16 protein-coding genes are annotated in these 15959 nt (G+C 66.7%); 5 read left to right on the forward strand and 11 right to left on the reverse strand.

The features are described from left to right. Nucleotides 1-11 precede the first annotated feature (11 nt). From GRI75_RS01120 to GRI75_RS01135, 4 genes are all read left to right on the forward strand, one after another. Nucleotides 12-215 (forward strand): DUF2093 domain-containing protein, encoded by a 204-nt coding sequence (locus GRI75_RS01120; RefSeq protein WP_160745094.1) that lies wholly within the window; start codon nucleotides 12-14, stop codon nucleotides 213-215. Then, complete coding sequence (locus tag GRI75_RS01125; RefSeq protein ID WP_160745095.1) at nucleotides 212-1144, forward strand: M23 family metallopeptidase; 933 nt, start codon at nucleotides 212-214, stop codon at nucleotides 1142-1144. The genes GRI75_RS01120 and GRI75_RS01125 overlap by 4 nt, the downstream gene beginning before the upstream one ends. Before the next feature lie 434 nt (nucleotides 1145-1578). Beyond that, nucleotides 1579-4611, forward strand: a complete 3033-nt coding sequence (locus GRI75_RS01130) for a TonB-dependent receptor domain-containing protein (protein WP_235911094.1) — start codon at nucleotides 1579-1581, stop codon at nucleotides 4609-4611. 88 nt (nucleotides 4612-4699) lie between these two features. Beyond that, complete coding sequence (locus tag GRI75_RS01135) at nucleotides 4700-4978, forward strand: hypothetical protein (RefSeq protein WP_160745096.1); 279 nt, start codon at nucleotides 4700-4702, stop codon at nucleotides 4976-4978. Between the two features lie 394 nt (nucleotides 4979-5372). Here the strand turns inward: GRI75_RS01135 and rpmB are convergent, their stop codons facing one another. After that, a complete protein-coding gene (gene rpmB, locus GRI75_RS01140) occupies nucleotides 5373-5660 on the reverse strand; it encodes a 50S ribosomal protein L28 (protein WP_160745502.1) in 288 nt (95 codons plus the stop codon). Between the two features lie 123 nt (nucleotides 5661-5783). Between rpmB and GRI75_RS01145 the strand changes: the two genes are divergently transcribed. Further along, nucleotides 5784-6239, forward strand: coding sequence for a nucleoside deaminase (locus GRI75_RS01145; RefSeq protein ID WP_160745097.1), 456 nt, complete (start codon nucleotides 5784-5786; stop codon nucleotides 6237-6239). Here GRI75_RS01145 and GRI75_RS01150 read toward each other — a convergent pair. From GRI75_RS01150 to GRI75_RS01195, 10 genes are all read right to left on the reverse strand, one after another. Beyond that, complete coding sequence (locus tag GRI75_RS01150) at nucleotides 6236-6943, reverse strand: ribonuclease T2 family protein (protein WP_235911095.1); 708 nt, start codon at nucleotides 6941-6943, stop codon at nucleotides 6236-6238. The genes GRI75_RS01145 and GRI75_RS01150 overlap by 4 nt on opposite strands. Then, nucleotides 6940-7377 (reverse strand): hypothetical protein, encoded by a 438-nt coding sequence (locus tag GRI75_RS01155; RefSeq protein WP_160745099.1) that lies wholly within the window; start codon nucleotides 7375-7377, stop codon nucleotides 6940-6942. Before GRI75_RS01155 ends, GRI75_RS01150 begins: the two co-directional genes overlap by 4 nt. A gap of 63 nt (nucleotides 7378-7440) precedes the next feature. Beyond that, nucleotides 7441-8304, reverse strand: a complete 864-nt coding sequence (nadC, locus tag GRI75_RS01160; protein ID WP_202389518.1) for a carboxylating nicotinate-nucleotide diphosphorylase — start codon at nucleotides 8302-8304, stop codon at nucleotides 7441-7443. Nucleotides 8305-8396: 92 nt separating this feature from the next. Beyond that, nucleotides 8397-9191, reverse strand: coding sequence for a LytR/AlgR family response regulator transcription factor (locus GRI75_RS01165; RefSeq protein WP_160745101.1), 795 nt, complete (start codon nucleotides 9189-9191; stop codon nucleotides 8397-8399). Beyond that, a complete protein-coding gene (locus GRI75_RS01170) occupies nucleotides 9188-10387 on the reverse strand; it encodes a sensor histidine kinase (protein WP_160745102.1) in 1200 nt (399 codons plus the stop codon). The genes GRI75_RS01165 and GRI75_RS01170 overlap by 4 nt, the downstream gene beginning before the upstream one ends. Nucleotides 10388-10458: 71 nt before the next feature. Beyond that, on the reverse strand, nucleotides 10459-11151 hold the full coding sequence (locus tag GRI75_RS01175) for a DsbA family protein (protein WP_160745103.1): 693 nt from the start codon (nucleotides 11149-11151) through the stop codon (nucleotides 10459-10461). Between the two features lie 9 nt (nucleotides 11152-11160). After that, nucleotides 11161-12516, reverse strand: coding sequence for a M48 family metalloprotease (locus tag GRI75_RS01180; RefSeq protein ID WP_160745104.1), 1356 nt, complete (start codon nucleotides 12514-12516; stop codon nucleotides 11161-11163). Between the two features lie 73 nt (nucleotides 12517-12589). Then, nucleotides 12590-13690, reverse strand: coding sequence for an App1 family protein (locus GRI75_RS01185; RefSeq protein WP_160745105.1), 1101 nt, complete (start codon nucleotides 13688-13690; stop codon nucleotides 12590-12592). Nucleotides 13691-13751: 61 nt separating this feature from the next. Then, on the reverse strand, nucleotides 13752-15302 hold the full coding sequence (locus GRI75_RS01190; RefSeq protein ID WP_160745106.1) for a PAS domain-containing protein: 1551 nt from the start codon (nucleotides 15300-15302) through the stop codon (nucleotides 13752-13754). 124 nt (nucleotides 15303-15426) lie between these two features. Further along, the gene (locus GRI75_RS01195; RefSeq protein WP_160745107.1) at nucleotides 15427-15921 is read right to left on the reverse strand and encodes an MmcB family DNA repair protein; all 495 of its coding nucleotides are present in this window, start codon (nucleotides 15919-15921) and stop codon (nucleotides 15427-15429) included. Between the last annotated feature and the right edge of the window lie 38 nt (nucleotides 15922-15959).

The following is a 15959-nucleotide window of genomic DNA, read 5'->3' on the forward strand; positions in this document are numbered from 1 at the left end:
AGGAGCGGGCCATGTTGATGTCTTCCGGCGAGAACGCCGCCACGCTGCTTTATGGCCCGAACGGTTTTCGAGTGATCAGGCCCGGCCACTTTGTGCTCTGTGCCGTCACCGGCGAGCCTATTCCACTTGAGGAACTGCGCTACTGGTCGGTCGACCGGCAGGAAGCCTATGCCAGCCCCGAGATCGCGGCGAGGCGCCTGACGGGCGGCGAATGACGCGTCTGCGGGCAGGCATTTCGGGCCTCTTGGCCGGCGCGGCCGTGCTTGCTGTCGCAAGTTGCGTTGCACCTCCGGCCGGGCCGCCGGTGGGCCAGGGGGATCAGGTGGTGGTCCAGCCCATCCCGTCCCCTTCCCCGCGCCCCGCGCTGCCGGCGGCCGGGCCGACCACCTTCGTGTTTTCCGGTGAGCTGACCCAGGGCGGCTGGATCCGCGGACAGGCACCGGCAGGCACGGTCTCGGCCCGCCTCGGTTCGCAGCCGCTGGTGCTCGACGCCGAAGGGCGCTTCTTTGCTGCTTTCGATCGGGATGCCGGATCCTCGGCCGTGCTCATGGCCCAACTCGCCGACGGGCGAACCGTCGAAAGCCCGCTCGCCATTGCTCCGCGTGCGTGGAACATCGAGCGCGTGAACGTCGCCCGGAGGCCGGGCGGGGCTACCGAAGAGTTCATGCGGATCCGCCGGCCGGAGCTGGACCGCATTGCCGCGGCGCGGGGCGTGGAGTCCCCGATCGCCGGATGGCGGCAGGACTTCATCTGGCCCGCGAAAGGGCGGATCTCCGGCCGCTTCGGTTCGCAGCGCATCTATCGCGGCGGGGAGGCGGGCAGCTATCACTCCGGGATCGACATCGCCACTGGCGGAAGCGGCGCGCCGTTCGTCGCCCCGGCCGACGGAGTCGTGGTGCTGGCGGCCGAGACCCCATTCTCTCTGGAAGGGCACCTGCTGATCATCGACCACGGCGCTGGGCTCAACAGCGCCTTCCTGCATTGTTCGCGCTTGGCGGTGAGGGAAGGCGATGTCGTGCGCCAGGGCCAGCATATCGGCAACATCGGGGCATCCGGCCGGGCGACCGGGCCGCACCTGCACTGGAGCCTCATGTGGCGCGGCGCGCGTCTCGATCCGCTGTTGTTCACCGGTCCGATGGGGTGACTGGCAGTAGAGCGCATCTAAAGTTTTCTCGAAGTTCATGGTGTTGTAATTTTGCATCCCACAGAACGTTTCGACTGAAACATCCTTACTCTCCTATATCATTTGTCGACATACGGAGGGCTTTGATCGGCTTCGCGAGCCGTGTGGCAAATTGGTTACAGATGAAAATCAATGTCTGCCGCGCTCGGTACAAACGCTTTACCGGGCAAGCGCTTTTCCCCCAATGACACCCATCATTTCCCGCATGGGTTCGTACGTTCCGGGTACGAATTAAGGCCGAGCGGCCGCCGAGCGGGAGTGTTTCAGGCATCGTCGCAGTTCGGGCGGCGGCCTCGGGAAAAAGGGACTGGACCGTGAAAAAGACACTCATCACAGCTATGCGTATCAGCGCTGCGCCGCTTGCGATCGGCATCGCCTCGATCGCTGCACCAGCGATGGCTCAGGACGGCGCAGCCGACGTGGCGGCCGAGGCTCCCGTCCCCGGCGGTGGAGCGATCATCGTCACCGGTTCGCGCATCGCTTCGCCGACCGCGACTTCCGATGCCCCGCTGCAGATCGTCGATGCCCAGGTGATCGACGACGCCGGCGCAACGAACATCCAGGAAGTTCTCCTGGAGAACCCGGCTTTCGGTACGCCGGCTCTCAGCCGCACCAACTCTGCGTTCCTCACGTCCGGCACCGGCGTCGCCACCGTCGACCTTCGTGACCTTGGTTCCGATCGCACCCTGGTGCTGATCAACGGCCGGCGTGTGGTCTCCAGCCTTCCTGGCAGCGCGACCGTCGATCTCAACGTCATCCCGACCCAGTTCATCGAGCGCATCGACGTCCTCACCGGCGGCGCCTCCTCGCTCTACGGTTCGGACGCCGTCGCGGGTGTGGTCAACTTCATTTACAAGACCGATTTCCAGGGCATCGAGGCTAACGCCCAGTATGGCATCAGCGACCAGGACGATGACCAGCGCTACCAGCTGAACCTGACCGCAGGCACCGACTTCGCCGAGGGTGACGGCAACATCATGGTGCACTTTGGGTACACCAACGAAAGCGGCCTCTACGCGAACCAGCGGAAAAACACTGAGGTTGATGACCTCAGCACGATGCTCTTCACTGGAGATCCTGCCGATTGGGGCACGCCGACCGAGCCGTTCTTCTCGAGCTTCCCTCCCCAGGGCCGGTTCATCGTTGGGGACCGCTTCCGTTCGAGTGGCGACTACACGTTCACTTTCGGTCCCAACGGGCAGCTTCAACCATGCTTCAACACCAACGGCGCGAGCTGTGTGAGCTTCCGCCCGGGCCTTGCTCAGGACAATCCGAACACACCGCAGGACGAAACGCAGCCTGTTCCTAACATCGGAACCGGTGTTGGGCCCAACGGCTTCAATCGACAGGCGTTCCGCACGCTGGCCGTTCCGGTCGAGCGCTATCTCTTTGCCGCAGCTGGCGAATATCGCATTGCCGACAACGTGGATGCTTTCTTCGAGGGCACCTTCAATAAGACCTCCGCTTCGCGCAGGATCGAGCCGTTCCCGCTCGAGTCCGGCGGCGCCAACGGCGTGTTCCCTGACGATGGCGGGTTCAATATCGAGAACTACGTCACCCGTGACTGGGATGGTGATTCCGATACCCCTGACACCAGGCAGATCGTCGTCAACCCGACCGTGCCTGCCGCGATCGTGGGGGCCGCGACCGACACCAACGGTGACGGGCTGCGCGACATCGGCTTTGCTCGCCGCATTTCCGAATTCGGTCCGCGTTCGGGCAGCACCGAGCGTGACTTCTACCGCTTCGTGGTAGGCCTGAAGGGCGACCTTCTCGATGGCGGCCTGCGCTGGGACGCAAGCTACAACTACGGTCAGGTTACCGAGAACCAGGTCTCCTCGGGCCAGGTGAACGTGGTCAACTTCCGCGATGCGCTCGCGGCTCAGCCGGACTTCGACGATGTCGATGGCGACGGCAACAGGACGGAGGCTGTCTGCGTCAACTCGAACGCTCGTGCGAATGGATGCACTCCGGCCAACATCTTCGGCGAAGGAAGCATCTCGCAGGCTGCCGTGGACTACATCACTGCGCAGGGTACCTTCCAGACCGGTATCAAGCAGCACGTTATCCAGGCCAATGTTTCCGGTAATCTGATCGAGCTTCCTGCAGGACCGCTCGGCTTCGCCTTTGGCACAGAATATCGCGCCGAGGAGTCGTTCGAGGACAACGACGCCCTGACCAATGCCGGTCTTAACGCCGGCAACAAGCTGCCCGACACGCGCGGCGAGTTCGACGTCAAGGAGGCCTTCGCCGAAATCCGGGTGCCGATCCTCGCCGATCGTCCGTTCTTCGAACAGCTCGATGTCGGTGGCGCCGTACGAGTCGCCGACTACTCGACGGTTGGTGTGGTGACGAGCTGGAACGTAACCGGAAACTGGATGCCGGTGCGTGATGTCCGCTTGCGCGGCACTTACGCCCGCGCAGTCCGGGCTCCCAACGTGAGCGAGCTCTTCTCCGGCCTGTCGCAGACGTTCCCGTCGGGCCTGACGGATCCCTGCGAGGGAATCGGCGCGAGCGGCGGTGGTGCCATCGGCGACAACTGCCGGGCAGACCCCGGCGTGGCGGCGAACATCGCAGCAAACGGCGTGTTCACCCTCAACCAGGCGGACATCCAGGGCATCAGCGGCTTCAACGGCGGCAATCCGGATCTGAACGAGGAGACCGCTACGTCCTGGACGGTCGGCGCGGTCATCCAGCCTCGCTTCGTTCCGCGGCTGACGCTGACGGCCGACTACTACAACATCGAGATCGAGGACGTGATCGCCGCATTCCCGCGGCAGTTCACCCTCGACCAGTGCTACAGCCAAGGCAATGCAACGTTCTGCGATCTGATCACGCGCCGTCCGACCGCTACCGCGGTGAACAGCTCAGGGTCGATCGATCTGATCAATGCTCTCTCGGTGAATGCCGCCACGCTTGAGACGGACGGTCTCGACGTGACCGCCAACTGGAACTCGCCGCTTGGTCTGATGGGCAACGATCGAGTCTCGCTGCGCGTTGCCTACACGCACGTTTTCGCCAACGACTATACGCCGGTGGCGGGTGCCGATGTGGACCCGTCCGCGGGCGAGATCGGCACGGCGAAGGATCGCTTCACCGCCAACGCTGCGTATATGCTCGACAACTTCCGGATGAGCTTCACCGGAACGTACATCGGCAAGTCGTATGAAGACGATCAGTTCTGCGCCGCATTCGATCTCGAGCCGAAGTGCGTCGGCGTTCCTGCGCAGTTCTACCTCGACACCCAGGCGAGCTACCGCGTCTCCGAGAAGGTCGAGTTCTACGCTGGTATCGACAACGTGCTGGACAACGATGCTCCGAACATCCTCTCGGGCACGACGTTCAACGTTACGGGTTCGGACACCGCTGCGGATGTCTACGACATCTTCGGCCGTCGCTTCTACGGCGGCGTTCGTCTCAACTTCTGAGCGCGTTTCCGCTTGAAACCAAATGGGGCGGCAGTAGAAATACTGCCGCCCCTTCTTTTTGCCTGCCGCACATTCCAGAGGACGCGACATGAGTAGATTTCACCTGGCGTCGATCGCGTTGCTGGCATCCGCCGTGACGACATGGGCGCCCGTGCATGCCGCCACTGCGGAGCGCAGCGAAGCGCAAGAGCAACAGGCGGAGCCCGACCCGGTCCGCTGCAAGGACACCATGGTCATCGGAAGCCGCATCCCTGTGCGGGTATGTCGCCCCAAATCCGAATGGGATGCCGAGGCGCGGGCGCTGCAGGAGGAGCGGAGATCCAACTCACGGTCGGGCGGCCGCTGCGGCGAAGTGGCGAAGTGCTGAGCCGCTAGCTGGCGGCTCTGCGCAGGGGCAGGGCCGCATCTACCTAGCTGCGGTTCGCTCTATGCTTGGAGCGCAGCCACGCGCCAGAACGTGTTCAGCGGCGACGGGAACGGCATACAGGCTGCCGGGGATTATGACGATGAGGGTGCAGCAGGAGCCCGGAGCGTTGGCTCCGAACGGGCTCTGCACGCAACGCGAGCAATCGAGAGCGCGATAGCTCGTCAGTCGTAAGGCTGCGTACGGCGCCTTACCTGCGCTCGGGCAGCGTCAGCAGCCGGGCAGCGCGTAGTAGAGGGGGTCGGCGCGTGCGATCCTCAGGCGGCGTGAGCCGCGCATACGGCGCCGGATCGGACGTCCCGATCCGCCTTTGGGCGGACCGGGTACGTGTCCAGGCTTAGGCGGCCGCGGCGGCCTTCTTGAGGTCGCGCTTGACCTTCAGCGCGCGGGCGCTGAGCTTGTCGTCGGCGGTCTTGAGCAGCCAGTTGTCCAGGCCGCCGTTGTGCTCGACCGAGCGCAGGCCGTGGGTCGACACGCGGAACTTGAAGCTCTGCTCGAGCTTCTCGCTCATCAGAGTCACGTTCTGCAGGTTGGGCAGGAAGACCCGCTTGGTCTTGTTGTTGGCGTGGCTCACGTTGTGGCCGACCTGGCGGCTCTTGCCGGTCAATTCGCAAATGCGCGACATGGTTGCTCTCGTCTCGTAAATCGGATGGTGTCCGGGAAAGCGGCGCGCATAGCGGGGCATCGGCATGTGGTCAAGCATTCCGGCGCCATTGCCGCGGCTCCGGCCCGGGGCTAGCGCAAGCCCATGACCAGCTGGCCGCTTCCCCCGCCGATGAAACGCGCGCTCGAACTGGCGCGCGATGCCGAGGCGGCGGGCGAGGTGCCGGTGGGCGCCGTGGTCACCTGCGCCGGCGAGGTCGTCGGCGAGGGGCACAACCGCCCGCGCGGCCTCGCCGATCCGACCGCCCATGCGGAGATCCTCGCGATTCGCGCCGCGGCGGCGGTGCTGGGCAGCGAACGGCTGGAGAACTGCGAGCTGTGGGTCACGCTGGAGCCCTGCGCCATGTGTGCCGGGGCGATCGTCCACGCGCGAATCGGCCGGCTCTACTACGGCGCCTCCGATCCCAAGGGCGGCGCGGTCGAGCACGGGGCGCGGGTGTTCGAGCAGGCCCAGTGCCTGCACCGGCCGGAGGTCTATAGCGGGATCGGGGAGCGCGAGGCGGCCGCGCTGCTGCGGGGCTTCTTCGCGGCGCGGCGCTAGAGCCCGCGCCAGATCTTCACCGGCGCCTCGTCTGCCGGGCCGTAGCGGCGGCGGTCGCAATCGGCTGGCATGAAGTCCTTGCCGTAGCAAAGCCGCATTTCCTGCAGCCAGCCGCGTGGGTTGAGCACGAGGCCGACGTGCTCCGGCTCCCAATAAGGGTTTGCCTCCGCGAACGCAGCCCGAATCGCGCCGGCGGTGAGGCCCTGGCGGCGCGAGAGACGGTCGAAATCGGGCCAGCGCAGGCTGTTCCAGAGGATCCGCTCGATCCTGAAGTAGGTCGCCGGCCGCTGGGCCATGCAGCTGCCGTGCTTCGCCCACTCGTGAACCAGAAGTGGGGCCGAGGGGGTGAGGCAGAGGTTCGGCCGCAGATCGTTCGGCGCCGGCTGCCGGGCATTGCACCACTGGATCCGGCGCCCGCCTTCGCCTTCGGGCCACAGGCCGTGGACGATGAAGCCGAAGCGTCCGTTGCGTCCAGAGCATTGCCGGACATGTTCCGGCGCGTTCGCGCGGAAGCGGCAGAACTCGGGCGACCAGCTCAGCGCCAGCGTATAGCCGGCCAGCGGCGCGCGGCGTTCAGGCTCTCCGCGGGTGACAGGCGGCACCGGAGGGGCAGCCTCGGGCACGCGGCACTGGTAAGCCTGGGCGTAGGCGGGCAGTGGCGCCAGGAGCAGCGCCGGCGCAGCGGCGGCCGCGCGCAGCCTCAATCCGGATCTGCGAGGCTCGTGTCCGGTGACTCGGCCCGCTCGTCGAGCCATGCCTTCGTCTCCGGCCGGAACAAGTAGTAGATCGCGACCGCCGACAGCAGGAGGCTGAGCAGCGAGATCGCGGTCTGCACGGTGAGGCCGACCGTGAAGATCGCCCGCAATCCGGTCAGATTGACGAGGAACAGCAGCACGATGATCCACCTGGCGATACCCACCCGCCGGCGGGAAACCAGGAACCACAACAGGAGGTAGAGGACCATCCCGAAGGCGAAGCTGCCGATGGCCACGTTCGCGCCCATCTGCAGCCCGGCGGCGGAGGATTCCGCCTCCACGCTGGCGACGATGTCGTCATAGCCGAGCAGGAAGGCGAGCGCGGACAGCGCGAGCGCGGCGAGATAGAACAAGTCGAACTGGCGGATCGATTGCGGGCGCATGGCGGCCTCCTCCCCTGTGAGTGTCGGCGTTTGTGGCGCAAGGCTCCGGCCTTGGCAATCGCCCTAGGCTGGGGTGAAATCGAGCCCGATATCGGCCGCCGGTGCGCTCTGGGTCAATCGCCCGACCGACACGAAGTCTACGCCGGCGGCCGCGATGGCGCCGATGGTCTGCAGCGTAACCCCGCCCGAAGCCTCCGTCGGCACGCGCCCGGCCACCAGCGCCACGGCCCCGCGCAAGGTTTCGGGCGCCATGTTGTCGAGCAGCAGGTGGCTGGCCCCGGCGGCCAGGGCCGGCTCGATCTGCTCGAGGCGATCGACTTCGCAGATGATCCGCGCCACCCCGGCGTCGCGCGCCCGGCGCACCGCTTCGGCGACCCCACCGGCGACGAGGATGTGGTTGTCCTTGATCATCGCTGCATCCCAGAGGCCCATGCGGTGGTTCTGCGCCCCGCCGAGACGGGTGGCGTACTTCTCCAGGTGGCGCAGGCCGGGCAGCGTCTTGCGGGTGTCGAGCAGCACCGCGTTCGCTTCGCCCATCGCCTGCACGTAGGCGCGCGTCATCGTCGCCACCCCGGACAGATGCTGCACAGTGTTGAGCGCGCTGCGCTCCGCCGTCAGCATGGCGCGGGCATTGCCGGAGAGCCGCATCAGGTTGGTGCCCGGGGAGACCTGCTCGCCCTCCTGCACCAGAAGCTCGATCTCCATCGCCGGGTCGAGCGCCGCGAAGAAGGCGGCGGCGATGGGCAGGCCGGCGACGACGATCGCGTCGCGGCTGTCCATCACGCCCGAAAAGCGCGCGTCGGCCGGGATGACGCTTTCCGCCGTGACGTCGTACCCACCGCCGGGTAGCCCGACGCCGAGATCCTCGTCCAGCGTCTCGCGGACGAAGCGGTTGAGATCGAAAGCGGAGAGGGTGAAGTCCGTCATATTCCTCATCATCCCGGCGTATGCCGGGATCGCTGGCGGCCGAGCGCTCGACCTAAAGACCAGCGGTCCCGGGTCAAGCCCGGGACGACGGATCAGTGGACGAAGCGCGCAACCACGTCGCGGTAGGAGCGGCTGACTTTCACCTCGGCGCCGGAATCGAGCACCAGGAAGCATTCGCCGTTGGTATGCGGCTTGACCTGGCGGACCTGGTCGAGGTTGACGATCGTCGAGCGGTGGACGCGCTGGAACACGCGCGGGTCGAGCCGGCGCTCGAGATCTTTCATCGTCTCGCGCAGGATCAGCGAGTTGTCGCCGGTGTAGATGCACATGTAGTCGCCGGCGGCCTCGATGTGCTCGATCGTGTCGACGTCGACGCGGAAGATCTGTCCGCGGTCCTTGACGTTGATCAGCTTCTCGTAGCGGCCGGTGCTTTCCTCCTCGCCCGGCATGTTCTCCATCGCGTCGGGCGCGACTTCGGCGAGCACGTCCTTGAGCTTCTCGGCCTCCTCGGCGGAGCGCTTCTCGGCCAGGCGGGTGCGCACGCGGTCGAGCGTGTCGGCCAGCTTGTCCTCGTCCACCGGCTTCATCAGGTAGTTGATCGCATTGGCCTCGAAGGCGCGGATCGCGTGCTCCTCGTAAGCGGTCACGAACACGAACAGCGGCGGATCGATCTCCATGACGCCCTTGACGACGGAGAACCCGTCAAAGCCGGGCATCTGCACGTCCAGGAACACCAGGTCGGGCTTCTCGGTCTTGATCTTGCGGATCGCCTCGCGCCCATTGGCGCAAGTCTCGATCACCTCGACATCGGGGAATTTGTCGAGCCGCAGTTGGAGACCCTGAATGGCGAGCTTCTCGTCATCGACGATGATCGTTCGGATTTTCATGCATCAAGTCCCATGGGCCGCGGTTCGGGCGCGGAGATAACGGTTGGGCGGGCGGACGGTTTCTCGGCTTCGGACGCGGGCTCGGGAGCGGCCAGCCGCTCCTGCGGCACTTCGATCACGACGGTGAAGCCGCCTTCCGGCGGCGTGCGGATGTCGAACAGATGATCCTCGCCGTAAGCCTGAGCCAGCCGATCCCGGATGTTGGCCAGCCCCACGCCGGTCGAAGCGGTGTTGTCGGCCCCCATCATCGCTGCCGGCAATGTCGCGCGTTGCGCCTTTCCCTGCAATCCCGGGCCGGTGTCGGATACGGTCAGCCGAAGGCGCTGGCCGACCAGTTGCGCGGAAAGGCTGATCCGGGCCCCTTCCTCCTGCGGCGAGACGGCGTACTTGACCGCGTTTTCGACCAGCGGCTGGAGCAGGAACGAAGGGATCAGCGCATCGGCGGCGGCCGGATCGATGTTGAACACCGTGCGCAGCCGCTCCTCGAACCGCATCCGTTCGATGTCGAGGTAGAGCTTCAGGGTCTCCACCTCCTGCGCCACGGTCACTTTGCCGCCGGGCTGGCTCACCAGGGTGTGCCGCAGGAAGCCCGAAAGGCGGGTGAGCATGGCGTTGGCCGGTTCGGTCTGTTTCAGCAGCACGAGCGTGCTGATCGAATTCAGCGTGTTGAACAGGAAGTGCGGATTGAGTTGGTAGCGCAGCATGGCGAGTTGGGCGCTGGTCGCCTGCGCCTCCAGCCGCTCAAGCCGGTCGGCCTGCTGCTCGACCTGGAGGTAGTAGTTGATGGCGTAGTACAGCGCCGACCAAGCGGCGAGCAGCGGCATGTCCATGTAGAACACGCTGAGGATCGTCTGCGCCAGGCCCGCTTCGCTGGCCGAGCGGGTCAGCGTCAGGGTCCAGCCGTTGATCGTCGCGGAAATCGCCACCGCGATCGCCAGCGCCAGGGCGCTGAGGCCCCAGGTGACCAGGGGGCGCCGGTTGATCAACTGGCCGTAGACAACCGAGAGGATCAGGCTGATCGAGAAGCCGGTGATCGTGGCGATCACCGTCAGCACGATCTGCTCGGGCTTGCCGTTGGCGATGTTGGTCATCGCCCGCAGCAGCGCGGAGCCGCCCCAGCCGATGAACTGCAGGTTCCAGAAAGCGCGGTTCTTGTCGGCGAAGAAAGGCGTCGGGCGGAACGGCAACATCGCCATGCTCGCTGTTGCGACCGTATTCCCCTTGGGGACTTCTTCCGGCCGGCGCCGGAACCGGGAAGTGAGCGCCTTCAGGATCGCCGCGCCTCCTCGATCGCCTCGCCCAATGCCGTGCTGCCGACCGCCCCGTCGATGATCCTGTCGCCGACGACCCAGCCGGGCGTGCCGCTGATGCCCAGGCGGTTGGCCAGTTCCATGTTGGTTTGCAGGAAGGAGTCGAGTGCTCCGCTGGCGATCGTCGCCTCAGCCGCCGCCAGGTCGAGCCCGGCTTCCTTCGCCGCCTGTTCGATGGTTTCGGCGCTCGGCGGGCCGAGGCGGAACATGGCTTCGTGGAAGGCGGCGTACTTACCCTGCTGCGCCGCCGCCAGGCTCATGCGGGCAGCATCGGCGCTCTGCGGGCTGAGGATCGGGTATTCGCGGATCACCACCCGCAAGTCCGGGTTGGTGGCGATCAACTTTTGCACGTCGGCGACGCTCTGGCGGCAGTAGCCGCAGGCATAGTCGCTGAATTCGATCAGCGTCACCTTCCCTTGCGGGTTGCCCAGGACGGCGCCGGGGAAAGGTCGTTCCAGCTCGTTCCTGACCGGCTCTAGCCGCGCCAGGCGCTGCTGGGCTTGCAGCCGCTCCATCGCCTCGGGCAGGACTTCGGGGTTGGCCAGGATGTATTCCCGCGTCGCGCTGCCGCCGAGGCCGGTAAAGTCCCACGCCGCAGCACCGGCGAAACCGCCGGCGAGGGCAAGCACGATCGTGATCAGCCAGCGCATGGACAGGGCTTACTTGCGGTCTCTCTCGCGTTCAAGCTGCGCGCGCGCCTGCATGGCGATGTCCTGGGCGCGGAGCCAGTCCGGCGTACCGCGCGGGAGGGCCGCTTCAGCCGCTTCGGCGCTGCGCAGCGCTTCCGCGGGCCGGCCGCTCATGATTTGCTGTTCGGCGCTGGCGAGGCGGGCCCGGGGCATGTCGCCCTTCGAGGCGTAGACGGTGCCGAGCTGGTACCAGGCGAACGGGTTCTCCCGGTCGCGGGCGACAGCCGCGCGCAGCACCTGCTCGGCTTCCTCGAGGTGCGCCTTGTCCTCGGTCGCGACCAGCGCGTGGCCGAAGGTGCCCGCGATCAGCGGGTCGTTGCCGGTGAGGGTGGTGGCGGTGCGCAAGTGTTCCAGCGCATCGTCCGGGCGCCCGGATTCGAGCAGGACCTGGCCTTTCAGCTCAAGGAAATAGGGGTCCTGCGGATCGATTGCCAGCAGCGCGTCGGTCTCCTTCAGCGCTTCCGCGATCTTCGCCTGCTTGTGGTAGGCGTAGGCGCGCGCGTAGCGGGCAGGTTCGCCGGTCATGTGCTCGGGGAAGCGGCGCAAGGTCTCCTCCGGCTTGGCCAGGTAGCCGTAGAGCTTGCCCTTGATCCGCTGGAAACGCCGCTCGACATCCGGGTCCGGCGCTTTGTCCCAAGCGGGATCCCGCACGTAATCCTCGCGCAATGTCGCGATCCGGTCGCCGGAGAGCGGGTGCGTCCGGGCATAGGCCGCGTCGTCGTCCTGGCTGTAGCCGTAGCGGAATTCCAGGTTCTGCAGTTTCTTGAAGAACTCCAGGCTTCCTTTCCCGGAAATCCCGGCCTTGGCGAGATAGCTTGCGCCGGCCGCGTCGGCGCTCGATTCCTGCGCCCGGGTGAAGGACAGGAACGAGCCGAGCGCCGCCTGCTGGCCCATCGCCATCACGCCCATGGCGGCATCGCCCGCACCGGCGAGCGCCGCGGCGACCCCTACGAGCATCGACAGGATGGTGATGTTGGTCGCCTTCCCGATGCCCTCGCCATAGCGGATGATGTGCCCGCCGGTGATGTGGCCCAGCTCGTGCGCCAGAACGCCCTGCACCTGGTTCGCATCGTCGGCCGAATTGATCAGCCCCGAATGGACGTAGATTCGCTGCCCGCCGGCCACGAAAGCGTTGAGCGAGGGATCGTTGACCAGCACCACCTCGACCGCCCCTCGGCGCAAGCCGGCGGCTTCCGCCAGCGGGTCGACCATGTCCTGCAGCAGGGCCTCCGTCTCCGCATCGCGCAGGATGCTTTGCGCAGAAGCGGGCTGCGCGACGAAGGCGGCGGCTGCCAGGCAGGCGATCAGGCGGGCGATTAGGCGCATGGGCTTGCTTGGTAGCCTGCCAGGGGCTGAACCGCCGATGAAGGCCTTGCGCCGCCTCCGCGTCCTGCAGGGATCATGCTTTCGCCTGCTCCACGGTCTGAACGATCTGTTCCGTCTCTCCGCCGGGCGTGAAGCCGATGGCGCGGAGAAACTGCTCGCCGACGGCGTAGCTCTCGCCGAGCCACAGCGGAACGCCGGCCGCTTCGATCTCGGCCCGCGCATGGACTTCCTCCGGCCGCAGCTGCTCCCCCGCGGAAGTGCGGATGAAGACCGCCGCCACGCGGCCGCGATGGTGACGCACGGCCTCCGCATAGGCCGGCAGGTCGCCCTGGGTGTCGTCGCCGATCAGCGCGAAGCGCAAGTCCGGGTACATCGTCAGGACCTCTTCGATCGCGGCGAGCTTGTGCGCGCCGTGGCTTGAGGAGCCGAGGGTCGCCCGGTCGAAGCCCCAGTCGCGCAGCATCAGCGGGCCGAGCGGCAGGTTCTTGCTGCGCATGAACGCCACGAGATAGGAGAACAGGTTCCAGGGGGAGGAGGAGACGTAGAAGAACGGCCGGTGCGTTGCCGGAACGCGCATGCCGGGGCGGCGCTCCCCTGCAGGCAGGAGCTGTCCGCCTCCCAGCGCGCCGTAGAACGCGTCGGCTCCGGGAGCGGCGATGCGATCCTCGGGCAGTTCGGCCAGGATGCGGCGCCAGTTGCGGGCGATCGCGCGGAACCCGCCGGTGATGCCGGTCTCGATGATCGTGTCGTCGATGTCGGAGATCACCGCCAGGCGCGCGTTGCTGCCGGGCGCGAGCACATGGCCTTCGACGCACTGCGGCCCCTCCCGGTTGGCCCAGCGCAGCGCGACGACTTCCCAAGCGGGCTCTGGCGGAAGGTCCCATCCGGGGTCGAGGGGAAGGTCGAAGCGGACGTAGCCTTCGGCGTCGGTGTGTTGCTCGTGGCGTAGGAGCAGTCCGTCAGGCCCGCTGACTTCCAGCGTGACCAGCACGTCCATCGCCTCCCGCGAGGCGAACTGCGTCAGCATCGTGCGGGTCGCCTGCCAGCGCCCGCCTTTCTCGAAGCCGGGCTTGGTCGCGCGCAGCGCGCGGGCGCCGATCACCAGCCGATGGCGGCTGCGATAACCGAAATAGGGTTGGATGCGCACCGGCGGGCCAAGCAGCAGACGTTCCATGCCGCCTCGCTACACCGGGAGCGGCAGCTTGCCCAGCAAGTGTGATCGCGGATCGGCGGGCCTAGCTGGCCAGCTTCTTCGCGGCTCTTTCCAGCAGGGCGGGGTCTTCCGGCACCTCACCCAGGATCGCGATCTCGCCGCCCTGATCGCGGCGGATCATCATGAGCGCGAACTCGCTGCCGTAAGGCTCGACTTCGTCGATGGCGATCGCCGGCATTTCGCGCAGCTTGGCGGCGAGGACTTCGCGCGCGTTCTGCGCCTGACCTGCCGCCTTGCCGCTTTCCTCGCGCCGCAGTGCGCGTTCGGCCTTCACCACGCCCTTCAGCCCACCCGGCGCGCTGCGCAGGAACTCTCCGAGCGAGCCCTGCGGCAACGCCAGCCGGCGGGCGTGGGCCAGCGCCGCGGCGTATTCGGTGATGCGGGTCTTGTCGTAGTTCGCGCCGAAAACCAGCTTCACCACCGGCGTCATCGGCGCGCGCGCCTGCACCGAAAGACCGGCATCGGCCAGCAGCTCGGCGAAGTCCTCCGGCCGTTCGGCGGCGGCGAGCGAGAAATCGTAGGCCCGGCCGATCGCTTCGTAGAGCGTGCTGCGGGTACGGTCCTCGCACGTCAGTGCGGCGTCCGCCAGTTCCCGCGCCGAGGCGAGCCAGTCGCCCAGCTCCATTGCCGCCGGGTCGAGCTCGGACAGTGCCGGGCCCGTTGCCTCCGGTTCGGTAGAGGCTTCGCGGAAGCCGGCGAGATCGAGCATTGCGCCGACGGGATCGTACCCCACGCCGCCATGGGCCTCATCGTCGTCGCTCTCTTCGGCGAAGACCGGAGTGCTCGCCGGCTTGGCGCGCCTGCCGATGGACATCAACGAACCGAACGAAGGGCGCGGGAGGCCGTCGGCTTCCTCCTCCTCTTCGAAGTCGTACTCGTCCGCTTGGTCTACCGTGAGATGCTCCGTGGTGCCCGCACCAGGGCCGTCCGCCCAGTCGGTCATCGGGAGATCGTCTCCCCGCTTCGGTGCAGGTTCCGGCTTTTGCTCCAGCGCCTGGTCGACCTGCAGCAGCAGCTCGTCGGACGTGTGCTGGTCGGCCAGTTCCTTCCAGTTGATCACGCCGAAGATGAAATCGATCGTCTCGTCGTCGCTGGAGAACGGCAGCAGGATGCCCCGATAGAGGATCGTGGTGCCGCGCTGGTTGATGAACTCCGCTTCGAAGCCGATTGGCGCCTGGTTGGCCAGGATCTGCATGTAATGGTCGGTAATGCGGCTCAGGAGCGAGCGCGTGGGCACGTCGGCCAGGGTCCGCAGGTCGACGTTCCCGATGTCGCATTCCACGGCCAGCTTGGCGCCGAGGTAGGGGACGCCCGGATTGTCGATGCCCGATGTGAAGTCGAGCAGCACCGAGTAGGGCCCGAAGTCGGGCAGCTGGTCGGGATCGAAGCCGTCGATTGCGGGGAAATTGCGGCCTTCTAGCAAGCCCGCCCAGTGATTGTAGGCGCGCACTTGCATGCGGCGCTCGTCCTGCCCGATCGCCGCGGGCGGCGATTCGCGGCCGCCGTCGTCCTCTACCGTCTCGTCGCCGAGCGGTGCTTCCTGCCTGTCGAAAGTGCCTCTCAGCGTGTCCATGGCAAGAATGCCCCCGGTTCCTAGATTCGGGAGAACTCTGCCCGCCCGTGGTAAATTAACCGTTAAATGCGCTGCCCGGATTCGGCAGCGGCATGGAGCGCCGTGTAGCCGCCGATTGCAAGTCTCAGCCGGCAGCGCGGCCCCAGCCGCTGCACTCCGGATCGGCCGCGGTGACCAGGCGGCGCAGAGCCGTTCGGGCCAGCCGTTCGACCTCCACCCGGCGTCGCGCCGCGGCGAGCGGGTGGCTCGGCGCCGGGCGGACGATCTCCGCATCGTACTCGTCGGCCACGATCACCCCGCAGCAGTCCGGCCGAAAGTCGAGCCCGTCGAGGCAAGCGCGGTCGAGCTCCGGCGGCAAGCCCCAGTAGAAGCGGTCGCAGAAGTCGAGATAGTCCGGCCATTTCGAATCGCCGAGCAGGTCGCTGCGCGCGGTCTTGATCTCCACGATCACCACCCGGCCTTTCGAATCGACTCCCATCAGGTCGGCGCGGCGACCGTTGCGCAGCGGCATTTCAGCCAGCGCCCAGATCTCATTGCGGGCGAACAGACGGCAGATGCCGCGGGCCACGGCTTGGGCGCGGCGGTCGAAGACTTCGGCAAGAGCGGGAGAATCGGTCATGCCCACCGTTGGAACAGACAGTGAACCTGGTCAAGGGC

The organism is Croceibacterium soli (assembly GCF_009828065.1).
GTDB lineage: Bacteria > Pseudomonadota > Alphaproteobacteria > Sphingomonadales > Sphingomonadaceae > Croceibacterium_B > Croceibacterium_B soli.